Annotated in this window: 14 protein-coding genes and 1 riboswitch; of the genes, 2 read left to right on the top strand and 12 right to left on the bottom strand. The window is 62.0% G+C overall.

Going from position 1 to position 13109, the window contains the following annotated elements; all coding sequences use genetic code 11:
- Window positions 1-52: 52 nt before the first annotated feature.
- The 3 genes from ACPWMG_RS00770 to ACPWMG_RS00760 form a co-directional block, all read right to left on the bottom strand.
- Entirely contained in the window at window positions 53-538 is a 486-nt protein-coding gene (locus ACPWMG_RS00770; RefSeq protein ID WP_483302762.1) for a rhodanese-like domain-containing protein, read from the bottom strand.
- A gap of 200 nt (window positions 539-738) precedes the next feature.
- Window positions 739-1236 (bottom strand): hypothetical protein, encoded by a 498-nt coding sequence (locus ACPWMG_RS00765; RefSeq protein WP_483302761.1) that lies wholly within the window; start codon window positions 1234-1236, stop codon window positions 739-741.
- Window positions 1237-1359: 123 nt separating this feature from the next.
- Window positions 1360-1668, bottom strand: a complete 309-nt coding sequence (locus ACPWMG_RS00760) for a response regulator (protein WP_483302760.1) — start codon at window positions 1666-1668, stop codon at window positions 1360-1362.
- 227 nt (window positions 1669-1895) lie between these two features.
- Here ACPWMG_RS00760 and ACPWMG_RS00755 point away from each other — a divergent pair, with 227 nt between their 5' ends.
- Window positions 1896-2183, top strand: a complete 288-nt coding sequence (locus ACPWMG_RS00755; RefSeq protein ID WP_483302759.1) for a hypothetical protein — start codon at window positions 1896-1898, stop codon at window positions 2181-2183.
- A gap of 43 nt (window positions 2184-2226) precedes the next feature.
- Here ACPWMG_RS00755 and ACPWMG_RS00750 read toward each other — a convergent pair whose 3' ends face one another.
- Window positions 2227-3018 (bottom strand): IclR family transcriptional regulator domain-containing protein, encoded by a 792-nt coding sequence (locus ACPWMG_RS00750; RefSeq protein WP_483302758.1) that lies wholly within the window; start codon window positions 3016-3018, stop codon window positions 2227-2229.
- A 173-nt stretch (window positions 3019-3191) separates the two neighbouring features.
- Here ACPWMG_RS00750 and ACPWMG_RS00745 point away from each other — a divergent pair, with 173 nt between their 5' ends.
- Window positions 3192-4601, top strand: coding sequence for an MFS transporter (locus tag ACPWMG_RS00745; protein WP_483302757.1), 1410 nt, complete (start codon window positions 3192-3194; stop codon window positions 4599-4601).
- A 74-nt stretch (window positions 4602-4675) separates the two neighbouring features.
- Here ACPWMG_RS00745 and ACPWMG_RS00740 read toward each other — a convergent pair whose 3' ends face one another.
- The 8 genes from ACPWMG_RS00740 to ddpX form a co-directional block, all read right to left on the bottom strand.
- The gene (locus tag ACPWMG_RS00740) at window positions 4676-5845 is read right to left on the bottom strand and encodes a branched-chain amino acid ABC transporter substrate-binding protein (protein ID WP_483302756.1); all 1170 of its coding nucleotides are present in this window, start codon (window positions 5843-5845) and stop codon (window positions 4676-4678) included.
- A gap of 122 nt (window positions 5846-5967) precedes the next feature.
- Window positions 5968-6957, bottom strand: a complete 990-nt coding sequence (locus tag ACPWMG_RS00735) for a dipeptidase (RefSeq protein ID WP_483302755.1) — start codon at window positions 6955-6957, stop codon at window positions 5968-5970.
- Complete coding sequence (locus tag ACPWMG_RS00730) at window positions 6954-7757, bottom strand: ABC transporter ATP-binding protein (RefSeq protein ID WP_483302754.1); 804 nt, start codon at window positions 7755-7757, stop codon at window positions 6954-6956. Before ACPWMG_RS00730 ends, ACPWMG_RS00735 begins: the two co-directional genes overlap by 4 nt.
- Window positions 7754-8593 carry an ABC transporter ATP-binding protein gene (locus ACPWMG_RS00725; protein WP_483302753.1) on the bottom strand — a complete coding sequence of 280 codons (840 nt, stop codon included), beginning with the start codon at window positions 8591-8593 and terminating at the stop codon, window positions 7754-7756. The genes ACPWMG_RS00730 and ACPWMG_RS00725 overlap by 4 nt, the downstream gene beginning before the upstream one ends.
- Entirely contained in the window at window positions 8590-9528 is a 939-nt protein-coding gene (locus ACPWMG_RS00720) for an ABC transporter permease (RefSeq protein WP_483302752.1), read from the bottom strand. Before ACPWMG_RS00720 ends, ACPWMG_RS00725 begins: the two co-directional genes overlap by 4 nt.
- Window positions 9525-10598, bottom strand: a complete 1074-nt coding sequence (locus ACPWMG_RS00715) for an ABC transporter permease (protein ID WP_483302751.1) — start codon at window positions 10596-10598, stop codon at window positions 9525-9527. The genes ACPWMG_RS00720 and ACPWMG_RS00715 overlap by 4 nt, the downstream gene beginning before the upstream one ends.
- Before the next feature lie 27 nt (window positions 10599-10625).
- Window positions 10626-12239 carry an ABC transporter substrate-binding protein gene (locus ACPWMG_RS00710; protein WP_483302750.1) on the bottom strand — a complete coding sequence of 538 codons (1614 nt, stop codon included), beginning with the start codon at window positions 12237-12239 and terminating at the stop codon, window positions 10626-10628.
- 84 nt (window positions 12240-12323) lie between these two features.
- The gene (ddpX, locus tag ACPWMG_RS00705) at window positions 12324-12920 is read right to left on the bottom strand and encodes a D-alanyl-D-alanine dipeptidase (protein WP_483302749.1); all 597 of its coding nucleotides are present in this window, start codon (window positions 12918-12920) and stop codon (window positions 12324-12326) included.
- An 85-nt stretch (window positions 12921-13005) separates the two neighbouring features.
- Window positions 13006-13107: riboswitch (S-adenosyl-L-homocysteine riboswitch) on the top strand.
- Window positions 13108-13109: the final 2 nt, after the last annotated feature.

Genomic DNA, 13109 nt, shown 5'->3' with positions numbered 1-13109 from the left:
CTTTCTTCTGCTTGCTTCTACTTGCGTCTACTAAAGATGGAGTTTCAGGCGCTCAGTCTTGCACCCAGGGCAACTGGTGGAACTGCCAGCCATCGGTGCCAGCGCGGTGTTGCTTGGCGTCCAGCTCACCTTCAAAACCTTCGAGCACGTTGAACACGCGGGTAAAACCGCCCTTGGCTGCCGCTTCGGCTGCCAGTGCCGAACGTTTGCCGCTGCGGCACAACAACAGCACCACAGCGTCTTTACCGCCCACCTTGGCCTCTAACTCGCGCACAAAGCGCGGGTTGCGCGTGAGGCTGGTGCCTGTGGCCCAGGCGACGTGGGCGGTGTCGGGCACATGGCCCACAAACTTGCGCTCTTCGGTGGTACGTACGTCGACCAACTGCGCAACGCCGCTGGAAAACAACTCCCACGCCACGGCCGGCGGCACGCCACCCGCGTAGGGCAGGCCGGTCGACAGCGCCAGCACGCGCGCAGATTCCAGCGCGGCGGGCAGGCTGGTGGTGGCAACACTTTCAGAAGACGAATCGGACGACATACACACTCCAGTTGAACGAGCCGCTTGGGGAAACACCGGGGATGGGTTGCGGCTTTGGATCACTTTAGGGGTGTGCTGCCCGATCTCAAACGATTAAGAATCTACTTCTAAATAACCATTGCCTCTATAGAGACCCAAAAGGCTTGGGTGGGCAAACCCATCCAAGCCTTTGACAGGGAACCAAGCCGTCAACAATTGCCCTAGCGTGCGGGGCGTAACTCCGCACGTTCGGCTTCTTCGCCAGACGGGGTTTGCGGATCCAAGCCGCGGTCTGGCGACTCGGCCACCTGCGTGGTATCCGTGGCGTGCTCGATCAGTTCTTCGATGATGAAGCGGCCGTACAACTGCGCGCGCTCGGCGCCGAAGGCATGGGCGGTATCGGCCACGCGGCGGGCTGCTTCGTCATCTTTGACGCGCACCACCAGCCAGTGGTAGCCACGCACGGCCAATTCACGGTGCGCCTTGATCAGGTTGATTTCTTGGCCCAAATTCGCCAGCGGGCTGGCATTGGCCAAGTCGTCGTCAATTTGCGCGAGCATTTCGTCAGCGGTGTAGGGTGTGACCGCATCTTCGGTAAAACCATCTGTGGCGAGGGCATCTCGCGCATCGTCGGCCTGCGCCTCCGATGGAAAAGAGATCACGACATGGCCGACAGGCTTGAAAACGCCAAAGCTGGTGGGGTGGGCTTGCAGTTCCATGGTCGCCTCCTGACGGATGTGGCAGACACACCAACAAACGGGCGTGTCTGTTGTCCTAGCATGGACGCTGCCGCACGCCCTGGGTGTGGGAGCTCGGGCCAAGTGCTTGTAGGCTGGGGCCGTTCAACCGTTCGGGAAGAGAGTGCTGCAAAAAAAGAAGAAGTCGTCGAGCTCGGTCGACTTGTCGAAAACGGCGGTGGCACCCAAGGCCAGGCACTTTTGCCGGATGTCGGCGGTGGCGTAATTGGTGAGCACCACCACATGTTGGTCGTCTCGCCGCGTTTGGCAGTGGCGCAGCACCTCCATGCCGGAGCCTTGCTTCAGAAACAGATCCACAATCGCCAGCCGCCAGGCATGTGCGGCCAGTGTGTGCACGGCTTGCGCTGGCGTGTCTGCCACAGCCACGACTTCAAGATCCGCAAGCTCCTTCATCGTGGGAATCAGGGCTTCTCGGATCGTTTGGCTATCCTCGATGAGAACCGTCGCGATGGACATTGTGGGATCCGCCAAGCTTTGCCGCCAATAGCGGTAGAGCGACAAAAATATGTCGCGTCACCATTTGAACCACGGCAGAATCCTTTATTCGTAGGACGGCAACCCATTCGACAGTCGTTATTGCACTATCTCTCTCGCTACACCGCTTTTGCAAGGATTTCAAAGTGCCCAAAAAATCCCAAAGTGCCCAGGTCAGCAAGGACCTTTCTTTGAAAGAAGCGGCCAAAAAGACGAAGCAAGTCACCGAGGAAATTGTCGTGGCGGAGGAAGAGCTCACAGTAGCGCACGCCGTGCTCGACAAGCACATCCCAGAAAACCCGAAGGAGCCGGATGTCCGGCAGGCTGTCGAGGCGACCGAGCAGGTGAAGAAACGCTTGCGCAAGTCCGCAAAAGATCTTGCCAACGTGCAGGCCACATTGGAAAAGAAGTCGGCCGAGCAGGCCAAGGCCTGAGCTAACCGCTGGCCCAGCGGTTCACTGACAATTTCCCCGCACTTCAGAGAATCGGCCGCAGCGTCTCCGCCACCTCGCGCAGCACGGGCAGTAGCTGCGCCACCAGTTGGTCTTCAGGGTACATCTGGCGCTGCACAGTCACGCTCAGCGCGTATTGGCAACGGCCTTTTCTATCCTTCAACGGTACGGCCAGGCCGCTGAGGCCGAAGCTCAAATACTGGTCGGCCTGCGCGTAGCCCAACGCGCGCGCGGCCACCACGTTGCTGCGAAAGGCCACCGGGTCGTCCAACGTGGCACCGGTGAAGTTGGTGAAATCGTGGCGTGCAATCCAGGCGTCCAGCGCTGCATCATCCAGCGTCGAAAGAATCGCAAAACCTTGTGCCACCACGTGGGCCGGCACACGCGCGCCGGGATGAAAACCGATGGAGATCAGCCGTGGCGCATTGCTGCGCGCCAAGTAGACGATTTCTTGCCCATCGAGCGAGCCGACGTTGAAGGTCTCGCCACACTGCATCGACGCACGCTGGATGTAGGGCTGCACCAGGCGCGGGATGCGTGCCGCCTCCAGATAAGCCTGGCCCAGGCGCAGCACGCGCGGCAGCAGCCAATAGTATTTACCATCGGTGGCGGCATAGCCAAAGTGCACCAAACTCAGCAGGTAGCGCCGCGCGGCGGTGCGGGTCAGGCCGGTCAACACGCCGGCCTCGGTGGCCGTGAGGCGCGGGCGGTCGTCGGAGAAGGCTTCGATCACGCGCAAACCCTTGCCCAAGCCCTCGATGAGCAGCTTGCGGTCGATCGGCGCGGGGTCTGAAATGGCGGGTGTGGGGTCGGTCATACGGTAAGCTCAACCCTAGCGGTTACCCTAGGTTTGGGCGCATAGTGTACGTCTGCGGTCAATCATCGATCGCCGAGGTGCTTTTAGTTCAACCGCTGGAACGTGCTCGCGCCTACATTTCTGCCACCTTCCGCCGCCCGCAGCGGACCTTGCCCTCTCATCAGGAGACACCCATGGCTTCTTCAGCCTCATCAACCCACGGCACGCCACACGGCAAAGACCAGTCGAAAAAGGCCACGGCCAGCGGCTGGATTGGCTCCGCGCTGGAGTACTACGACTTCTTCATCTACGCCACGGCGGCGTCGTTGATCTTTCCGCAGATCTTCTTCCCCAACACCGACCCCAAAGTGGCCATCATCGCCTCGCTGGCGACCTACGGCGTGGGTTACGTGGCGCGGCCGATTGGCGCGTTCTTCCTGGGCCACTGGGGTGACACCCATGGCCGCAAACAGGTGCTGATCCTGTGCATGTTTCTGATGGGCTTTTCCACCGTGGCTGTAGGCCTGCTGCCCACCTATGCCCAAGTGGGCCTGTGGGCACCCGCGCTGCTGGTGATTCTGCGTTTGATACAGGGCTTTGCCGTGGCCGGTGAAATCTCGGGCGCCAGCTCGATGATTCTGGAGCACGCGCCGTTTGGCCGGCGTGGCTTCTTCTCCAGTTTCACGCTACAAGGTGTGCAGGCCGGACAAATTTTGGCTGCCGCCGTGTTTCTGCCCTTGGCGCACTACATGCCTGCCGAGCAATTCAACACCTGGGGCTGGCGCATTCCGTTCCTGCTGAGCTTCCTGGTGATTGTGGCCGGCTACATCATCCGCCGTGAAGTGGACGAAACGCCTGCCTTTGCGGTGGAAGACAAAAAGGGCGAGTTGCCCAAGGCACCGGTAGTGCAAGCCGTGCGCGAAAACTGGCGCGACATGCTGCGCGTGATGTGCTGCTCGCTGATGAACGTGATCCCGGTGGTAACCACCATCTTTGGCGCGGCCTACGCGGTGCAACCGGGCTACGGCATTGGTTTCGAGAAAGACGTCTACCTGTGGATTCCCGTGCTGGGCAACATCGTGGCCGTGGCGGTGATTCCGTTTGTGGGCAACCTGTCCGACAAGATCGGCCGCCGCATCCCCATCATGGTGGGCTCGGTGGGCGCAGGCCTGCTGTCGTTTGGCTACCTCTACGCCATCAGCGTGCACAACGTGCCCATGGCCATCGTCATGTCGCTGCTGATGTGGGGCGTGGTGTACCAGGGCTACAACGCGGTGTTTCCTAGCTTCTACCCCGAGATGTTCCCTACCCGTACCCGCGTGTCGGGCATGGCGATTTCGCAAAACCTGGGCACGCTGGTGACGGCTTTGTTGCCTGCACTGTTTGTGGCGGTGGCGCCTCCTGGCACGGCCAACATTCCGCTGCTGATTGGCGCCATCACGCTGGCCATCACCATCGTGGCCGCGATTGCCGCCTGGACGGCGCGCGAGACCTCGCGTGTGCGCATGCAAGACCTGGGCAACGTGAACGCCGTGCCCGTGCCTGAAGGCGAATACAAACGTCTGCGTGAAGAGGCTGTACTGCAAGGTCGTATGACCGCTTAAAGAGCGACTACCCCAAAACAAAAGCGGCTGGCGCCTGATGAAGGCCCCAGCCGCTTTTTCATGCCTGATGCTTTTTAGTTCAGCGGCACGCGCACACCCTCTTTGTTGTAGGTGTAGAGCGTGACCGCCGGATGTGTGAGTTCACCCTTGTCGGTAAAGGCGATGTTGGCCGTCACGCCCTTGTATTGCGTCTTGGCCAAGAAGGGCGTGTAGACCTTGGGGTCAGATGAGTTGGCGCGCTTCATGGCATCGACCAGCACAAAGGTGGCGTCGTAAGCATAGGGGCTGTAGACCTGGAATTGGCCGGGGAACTTGGCGTCGTAGCGCTTCTTCCACTCAGAACCGCCCTGCATCTTCTGGATGGACGCACCACCCGTGGCACAGGTCACTTGGCTCACGTTGGGCGATTTAGACGCCAGCTCAGACAACTTTTCGGTGCACAGCGCATCGCCACCAAAGAACTTCACATCGCCCATGCCCAACTGCACCATTTGGCGCAGCATGGGGCCGGCCTGGGCGTCCAGGCCGCCGTAGAAGATGGCATCGGGCTTTTTGCTCTTGATGCTGGTCAGGATGGACAGGAAGTCGGTCGCCTTGTCGGTGGTGAACTCTTGCGCCACCACCTTGATGCCTTTTTGCTCTGCCGTGGCCTTGAACACATTCGCCAGGCCCTGGCCGTAAGCCGTGCGGTCGTCGATCACGGCCACGGTTTTCAGCTTGAGCGCATCGGCCGCGTAGAACGCCACGGCGGCACCCAAGGCGTTGTCGTTGGCAATCAAGCGGAAGGTGGTCTTGTAGCCGGGCTTGGTCACGTCCGGGTTGGTGGCGGCCACGGTGATGTGTGGCAGGCCACAACGGTTGTAGATGCTGGCTGCCGGAATGGTGGTGCCAGACTGCAGATGGCCCACCAGGCCGGCCACACCCGCGTCGCAAAACTTCTGCGCCACGGCGGTGGCTTGGCGTGGGTCGCCACCGTCGTCTTCTGCGGCAATTTCATAACGCACGGGCTTGCCGCCAATGGTGGGGTTTTGCGCGTTGATTTCGTCAATCGCCATGCGCACGCCGTTTTCGGTATCTTTGCCGATGTGCGCAATGCCGCCCGACGTAGGGCCAGCGTGGCCGATCTTGATGATTTGCACGTCTTGCGCTTGGGCCAGGCTGGCGACCAATGCCATGGCTGCAGCCGCACCAAGGCGCAATGTCAAAGACGAACGGGTGGAAAGAGAAAAAGCGCGTGCACGCATGGGATGCCTCCTGGTTCTAGCAACGGAAACCCCGAAGTCTAGAGTCCCAAAGCAAGCCCATGGCGCAGCGGGTGTAACAGTACGTCAATGCCGACGGACGGCTCCTCCGATGAGCCTTTGGGTCAACGCCACACCTGCTGCGCCACCCGTGCCATGTTGCCGCCCAGCACCAGCTCGGCCTCATCCGCCGTCATGCCTTCAGCCTGCAGCGCTGCGCCCAGCGTTTGCCAAGCCTCTGGCGGTGGGTAATAGGCACGCGTGATGGCGCGGTCGTAACCCGCCGACTTGGGCCACCAGTAGGTGGGGTCGTAGTCGCCGGGCGGTGTGTCATTGAGTTCGGACTGCGAGAAGCTGATGTCCAAGCCAATGCCGGTGTGCTGCACGCCCACCAGGTTGGCCACGTAGGCGGCGTGGCGCGCCACGTCTTGCGCGGTGGGCTGCGCCGTGCCGACGAAGAACGACACACCCGACACACACACCACACCACCGGTGACGGCGCAGGCGCGGATTTGTTCGTCGGTGATGTTGCGGCCGTGTTCGATCAGCGTCAGCGGGTTGGCGTGGCTGAAGATCACCGGTTTGCTGGACGCGGCCATGATGTCCAGGCTGCAGCGCCGCCCGGTGTGTGAACAGTCCATCAACATGCCAGCGGCATTCACCGCTTGCACCATTTGCTCGCCGAGTGGGGTCAAGCCGCGCGTCTCGTCATGGCAACCATCGGCCACGCTGTTGTTGCGGTTGTAGGCAAAGTGGATTTGCCGCACACCCAAGCCGGCGTACAGCGCCACCATGTCGGGCTGCTCCATCAGCGGCATGGCGCCTTCCAGGTCAAAGCCGATGGCGATGCGCCCGCTGGCGGCAGCGGCCTCGATGTCGGCCACACTTTGCGCCAGCACATAGGCATGGGGGTTGGCGGCGATGGTGGCGCGAAAGCCGGCCAGCACGGCCATCACCTGCGTGACCGGGTTCATGTCCATGCCGACGTTGATCGACACGTAGTGCACACCCGCCGCGCGGAAGCGTTCGATGGGCGCAAAGCTGGCTTGCGGGTGCAGGGGTAAGCAGGCGTGGGCTTCCCAATGGATAGGTGGGGCGTTTGTTGTGGTTGTCATGCAATGGTCTCCTTGCGCTGGAAACCGCGCGAGGCCTCCATCAACTGCCGAGTGTAGGACTCGCTGACGCGGTGCGCGGCCAGGTCAGCGGCGGCCAGCATCTCCACGGTTTGGCCACGCTGCATCACCATCAGCCGTTCACACAAGTGGGTGACCACGGCCAGGTCGTGGCTGACCATGATGAAGGTCAGGCCACGGCGTGCACGCAGCGTTTCCAGCAGGTTCAGCACCTCGGCTTGCACCGAGGCGTCCAGCGCGGAAGTGGGCTCGTCCAGCAGCAAAATTTGCGGCTCCAGAATCAGCGCGCGCGCAATGGCGATGCGCTGGCGTTGGCCGCCGGAAAGCTGGTGCGGGTATCGAAAACGAAAGCCCTTGCCCAAGCCCACTTCGTCAAGCGCGCGCTCGATGCGCGCTTGTTCGTCGCCCATGCCGTGGATGGCCAGCGGCTCGGCCAGCAAACGATCCACCGTATGGCGCGGGTGCAGCGAGCCATAGGGGTCTTGAAACACCATCTGCACCTGGCGGCGGAAGGCCTTGCTGCCAGGTAACGGGAGAGCGGGTTGTGCAGCGCCGTCGCGGCTGATGAGTTGCACCGTGCCGGCTTCACGCGCGGCCAGGCCGCAGATGGCGCGCAGCACGGTCGACTTGCCCGAGCCCGATTCACCCACGATGCCGAAACTCTCGCCCGGCTGCACGGTGAACGAGGTGTCGGCCACGGCCACGAAGTCGTCAAAAATGACGCACAGGTTTTGCACGGCTAGGCCGACGGATTGCGTGTTGAAGGGTGTGGATGTCGTCATAGCGCCCACTCCGGTTTCCGGTCGAGTGTGGGCAGCGGGTGCTGGTCTGCGCCGAGTTTGGGCAGGCAGTTCAACAGGCCCAGCGTGTACGGGTGCTGCGCCTGCGCCAGCCCTCCGGCCGGCAACTCTTCCACCACGCGGCCGGCGTACATCACCAAAATGCGGTCGCAAAAGGTGGAGACCAACCGCAGGTCGTGCGAAACAAAAATCAACCCCATGCCGCGCTCGGCCACCAGCTTGTCCAGAATGGCCAGCACCTGCAATTGCACCGTGACGTCGAGCGCCGAGGTGGGCTCGTCGGCAATCAGCAGATCGGGGTTGGCGATGAGCATCATGGCGATCATGGCGCGCTGGCCCATGCCACCCGACACCTCGTGCGGGAACAACTGATACACCCGCTCGGGGTGGTCGATCTGCACAGCGGCCAAGGCCTCCAGCGCGGCCTTCTTGGCTTCACGGTTCGATGCCTTGGTGTGCGCCTGCAGCGCTTCGACAATTTGCGCGCCGATGGTCATCACCGGGTTGAGCGAAAACTTCGGGTCTTGCAGCACCATGGCAATGCGCCCGCCGCGCAGCGCGCGCCGTTGTTTGGGCGGGCAGTTCAGCAGGTCGATGCCGTTGAACGCCAGCCGCTTGGCCGTGACCTGGCCGCCCGGCGCCGTCAACCCCAAAATGGCCCGGCCGGTTTGCGACTTGCCCGAGCCCGACTCGCCCACTATGCCAAGGCGCTCGCGCCCCAGCGTGAACGACACACCACGCACCACTTCCACGCGGCCGCCTTCGCGGTTGGGGAAAGAGACGCGGAGATCGTCGACTTCCAAAACGGGCTCTGTCATTTCACACCCTTTGGATCTAATGCATCGCGCAGGCCGTCACCCACAAGATTGAAAGCCAGGCTGACCAAGAAAATCGCCGCACCAGGCGCCGCCGCCACCCACCATTGGTCGAGCACATACTGCCGCCCGTTGGCAATCATGGCGCCCCACTCCGGCATCGGCGGCTGCGCGCCCAGGCCCAGAAAACCAAGGCCGGCAGCAGTGAGGATAATGCCCGCCATGTCGAGCGTGACACGCACAATCACCGACGACAAACACAGCGGCATGATGTGGTGCAGCACGATGCGCCAGGGCGAGGCGCCAATCAAACGCACGGCGGCAATAAAGTCGGTTTGGCGGATGGTCAGCGTCTCGGCACGGGCCATGCGCGCGTACGGCGGCCAAGCCGTAAGCGCGATGGCGATGACGGCGTTTTCAATGCCCGGCCCCAGTGCAGCCACAAAGGCCAGCGCCAGAATGAGGCGCGGAAACGCCAAGAAAATATCGGTGATGCGCATCAGCGCTGCATCCACCAAACCACCAGCGTAACCCGCCACCGTGCCCACCAGCAAACCAATGGGCGCGGCCAGCACGGCCACCAGCACCACCACAAACAGCGTGATGCGCGAGCCGTAGATCAGCCGCGACAACAGGTCGCGGCCCTGGTCGTCGGTGCCCAGCCAGAACTGGCCCGAGGGAGGCAACAAACGTGTGGTGCGCAGGTCGCCCACCGTGGGTGAATACGGCGCCAGCAGCGGCGCAAACAAGGCCACCAAGATCAGCGCCAGCACAATCACCAAACCGGCCATAGCCAGCTTGTTGCGCGCGAACACACGCCAGGCGCCATAAGCGCGGCCCCAAGCGGCTTGGCGGCGAGAGGCTGGTTGGTCGCTCATCAACCAACCATGTAAACGGACGTGCCAGCGAGCAGACCTACGAGTCGAAGTAGAAGTCATCGGATGCGGGTACGCGGGTCTAGCGTTTTGTAGAGCAGGTCAGACAGCAAGTTCAGGCCGATGAACACCGAGCCCACCACAATCGTGCCGCCCAGCACCGCGTTCATGTCGGCGTTTTGTAGCGAGTTGGTGATGTACAGGCCCAGGCCCGGCCAGGCGAACACGGTCTCGGTGAGCACCGAGCCTTCCAGCAAACCGGCGTACGACAAGGTGATCACCGTGACCAGCGGCACCATGGCGTTGCGCAGCGCGTGGCGCCAGATGATGCGCGCCTCGCTCAAGCCTTTGGCGCGCGCGGCCACCACGTATTCCTGGCCCAGCTCGTGCAACATGAACGAGCGCGTCATGCGGCTGATGTAGGCCATGGAGAAGAAACCCAGCAGCGTGGCCGGCAGCACCAGGTGCGAGAGCACGTTGGCAAACGCGTCCCACTGCCGCGCCATGGCCGCGTCGAGCAGCAGCAGGCCGGAGACATTGGTCAGCGTGTATTCATAGACCACGTCCAACCGCCCCGGGCCGCCCACCCAGTCGAGCTTGGCGTAGAACAACACCAGCCCCATCAGGCCGAGCCAGAAGATCGGCACCGAGTAACCCACCAGGCCCAGCACACGCACCAACTGATCCACCCAGCGGCCTTGGCGCACCGCCGCCCACACGCCCATGGGCACACCACACACCACGCCAATCAAAATGCCCAGCGTGGCCAGCTCCAGCGTGGCCGGGAAGGCGCGGCGAATGTCTTGCATCACCGGGTTGGACGTGAGCACCGAGGTGCCAAAGTCGCCCTGCAAGGCCTTGACTATGTAGATATAGAACTGCTGCCACAGGGGTTTGTTGAACCCCATTTCTTCGCGCACGCGCGCCACCAGCTCTCCGGAGGCGCGGTCGCCCACAATGGCCAGCACCGGGTCGATGGGCATGACACGGCCGATGAAGAAGGTCACGGCCAGCAGCCCCAGGTAGGTCAACACGATGACCAGCAAGAAACTGCCAACACTCTTCAACGCACGAGAAGAACCCGAGAAACGGGCAGGCCTGCGGCCACCCGCCTTGCGGTCAACGGCTTTCAAACCAGTTCGTTCGCGTTAGTGTTCGGATTAGTTCTTCGTGACCTTGAACATGTAGTTCGTGTCAAACGTCGGGCCGAGCTTGAAGCCCTCCACGTTGTTGCGCACACCGGCCACTTCCACCTGCTGGAACAGCATGATGAACGGGCTGGTCTTGCGGAACTCGGCCTGCATGTCTTCATACAGCTTCTTGCGTTTGCCGGTGTCGCGCTCCAGCACGGCGGCGTTGGCGGCCTTGTCCAACTCGGGCACGATCCAGGCGTTGCGCCAGGCCAGCGGTTTGGCCTTGGCGTCGTCGCTGTTGTCGCTGTTTTGCACGAAGGTGGCGTTGGTGTGCGGATCCCAGTAGTCGGCGCCCCACTGGCCGATGTACATGTCGTGGGTGCGGGCGCGGTACTTGGTCAGCACTTGTTTGCCATCGCCCGGGATGATTTCAATGTCAATGCCGGCGCGCTTGGCAGTCTGCTGGAAAGACTCGGTAATGCCTTGCACCGGCTGGATGGTGCGCATGTCGATGGTCACCTTGAAGCCATTGGGCAAGCCGGCCTTCACCAGCAGCGCCTTGGCCTTGTCAACGTCGAGCTTGTAGGGCATGGCGTTGCTGGCACCCAGCAGGCCTTGCGCCATGAAGTTCTGGTTCACCGCGCCAATGTTCTTGATCAGGGTGTCGCCAATGGCCGAGTAGTCGACCAGCCACTTCAGCGCTTCACGCACTTCGGGCTTGGCCAGGTTGGGGTTTTTCTGGTTCAGGCTGATGTAGTACACCGTGCCTTTGGAGGCAGAGGTGGTTTTGATGTCTTTGTTGGCGGCCAGCGCGGCCAGGTCTTGCGGCGACAGGTTGCGCGCGATGTCCACGTCGCCCTTCTCCAGCATCAGGCGCTGCGTGGCCGACTCTTTGCTGTGGCGGTACAACACGCGCGCCAGCGGCGACTTGGTGCCGTAGTAGTTGTCGTTGCGCTCCAGCATGATGACTTCGTTGGCGCGCCATTCACGCAGCTTCATGGGGCCGGAGCCAGCGTAGTTGGTCTTGAGCCAGGCGTAGCCCATGTCGCCATTCACTTCTTTGCTGGCGATGAGCTTTTTGTCGACGATGGAGCCAACGTTGGCCGTCAGGCAGTTGAGCACAAACGACGGCGCATAGGCCTTGTCGGTCTCGAGCGTGACCTGCAGCGCGCCGGTGGCCTTGATCTTGTCTTTGACGCTGTCTTTGGTGAAACCAAACTGACCCAGGATGAACGCGGGCGACTTGTCGAGCAGCACCGCGCGTTGCAGCGAGTAGGCCACGTCTTCGGCGGTAAGCGGGTTGCCAGAGGCGAATTTCAGGCCGGGCTTGAGTTCAAAGGTGAAGGTCTTGCCGTCGGCCGAGATGGCCCACGACGCGGCGATGTCGCCGACAATTTTCGATGGATCGCTGGTGTCCAGCCGCACCAGGCGGTCGTAGACGTTGCCAATGATTTCACCAGCGGAGAGCTCAAACGCCTCGGCCGGATCCATGGTGATGATGTCGTCAAAGCCGAAGGCCAGCACCAGCGTATCTTTGGGCGTGGCGGCCATCGCCGGGGTCAACCCGGCCGTCAAGATCAAGGTGGAAACAGCGGCGGCGGCGAGCACGCGCCGGGTGAACAAGGGAGACGAACCACGCATGAATCTGTTCCTTCTGTTGTAAACGTTAGTCTGAGAACCGGGGTAGCTTGGCAGACCGTTGACAACGCAAGAACCATGCTAACCCTAGCTTGTCAGAGCACCCTCGGCATGCATCACTGGGCTCAAGTCACCTAGCAAGCGGCTGTCGATCAAGCTGTAGCGCGGGTGCGCGGGCAGCGCGTAGTGCCACCATTCATGCGCCAGGTGTTGAAAGCCGGCGTCTTCCATCACACGCAGCAACACCAGCCGATTCGCTTGCGCCTGGGGCGACACCGCCGTACTGAAATGGTGCGAGGCGACGGTCATGTCGTCGAAGCCGGTGCCCATGTCGACGTCTTGGCCGTGGGCATCGACCAAGGTCAAGTCCACGGCTGTGCCGCGTGTGTGGTTGGAGCCGATGGAGGGGTCGGCCACAAAGGCCTTGTCGGGCGCGGTATCCCACAACACCTGCTGTGCCGCTTGCGGGCGGTAGGCATCGAAAATCTTCAGGCGGTACCCGGCTGCTGCGGCGTTGGCCACGGCTTGGCGCAGGCAGACTTCGGCATCACGGTGCAGCAGGCATTCAGCGCGGTGGTAGATGATTTGGCCGGCCACGTTGTGCACAGTGGCATAGGCCAGTTCGAGCAGGACGCCGTGGGTTTGCGGGGTGATATGAACCAGGGGATGGGCTGAAGACTGCATGAAGGCTGGGCGCACGAAAACAACAGAAGCCGGCAGGATAAACCACATAGGGAAATCAGCACTTGGCCGGTTGTAAAATCGCCCCTCCCCCAAGGAGCGTTGCAGCGCAGCCCCCAGACATTCGTCGGTTGGCAGCGTCAGGCTTGGGACATTCGGCCTTGCCGAACAGAAACGACGCTCACCTGAAAA

This window comes from Hydrophilobacter chitinilyticus (genome assembly GCF_049860745.1).
GTDB lineage: Bacteria > Pseudomonadota > Gammaproteobacteria > Burkholderiales > Burkholderiaceae_C > Rhodoferax_B.
This window is presented reverse-complemented; position numbering and strand designations above follow the sequence as displayed.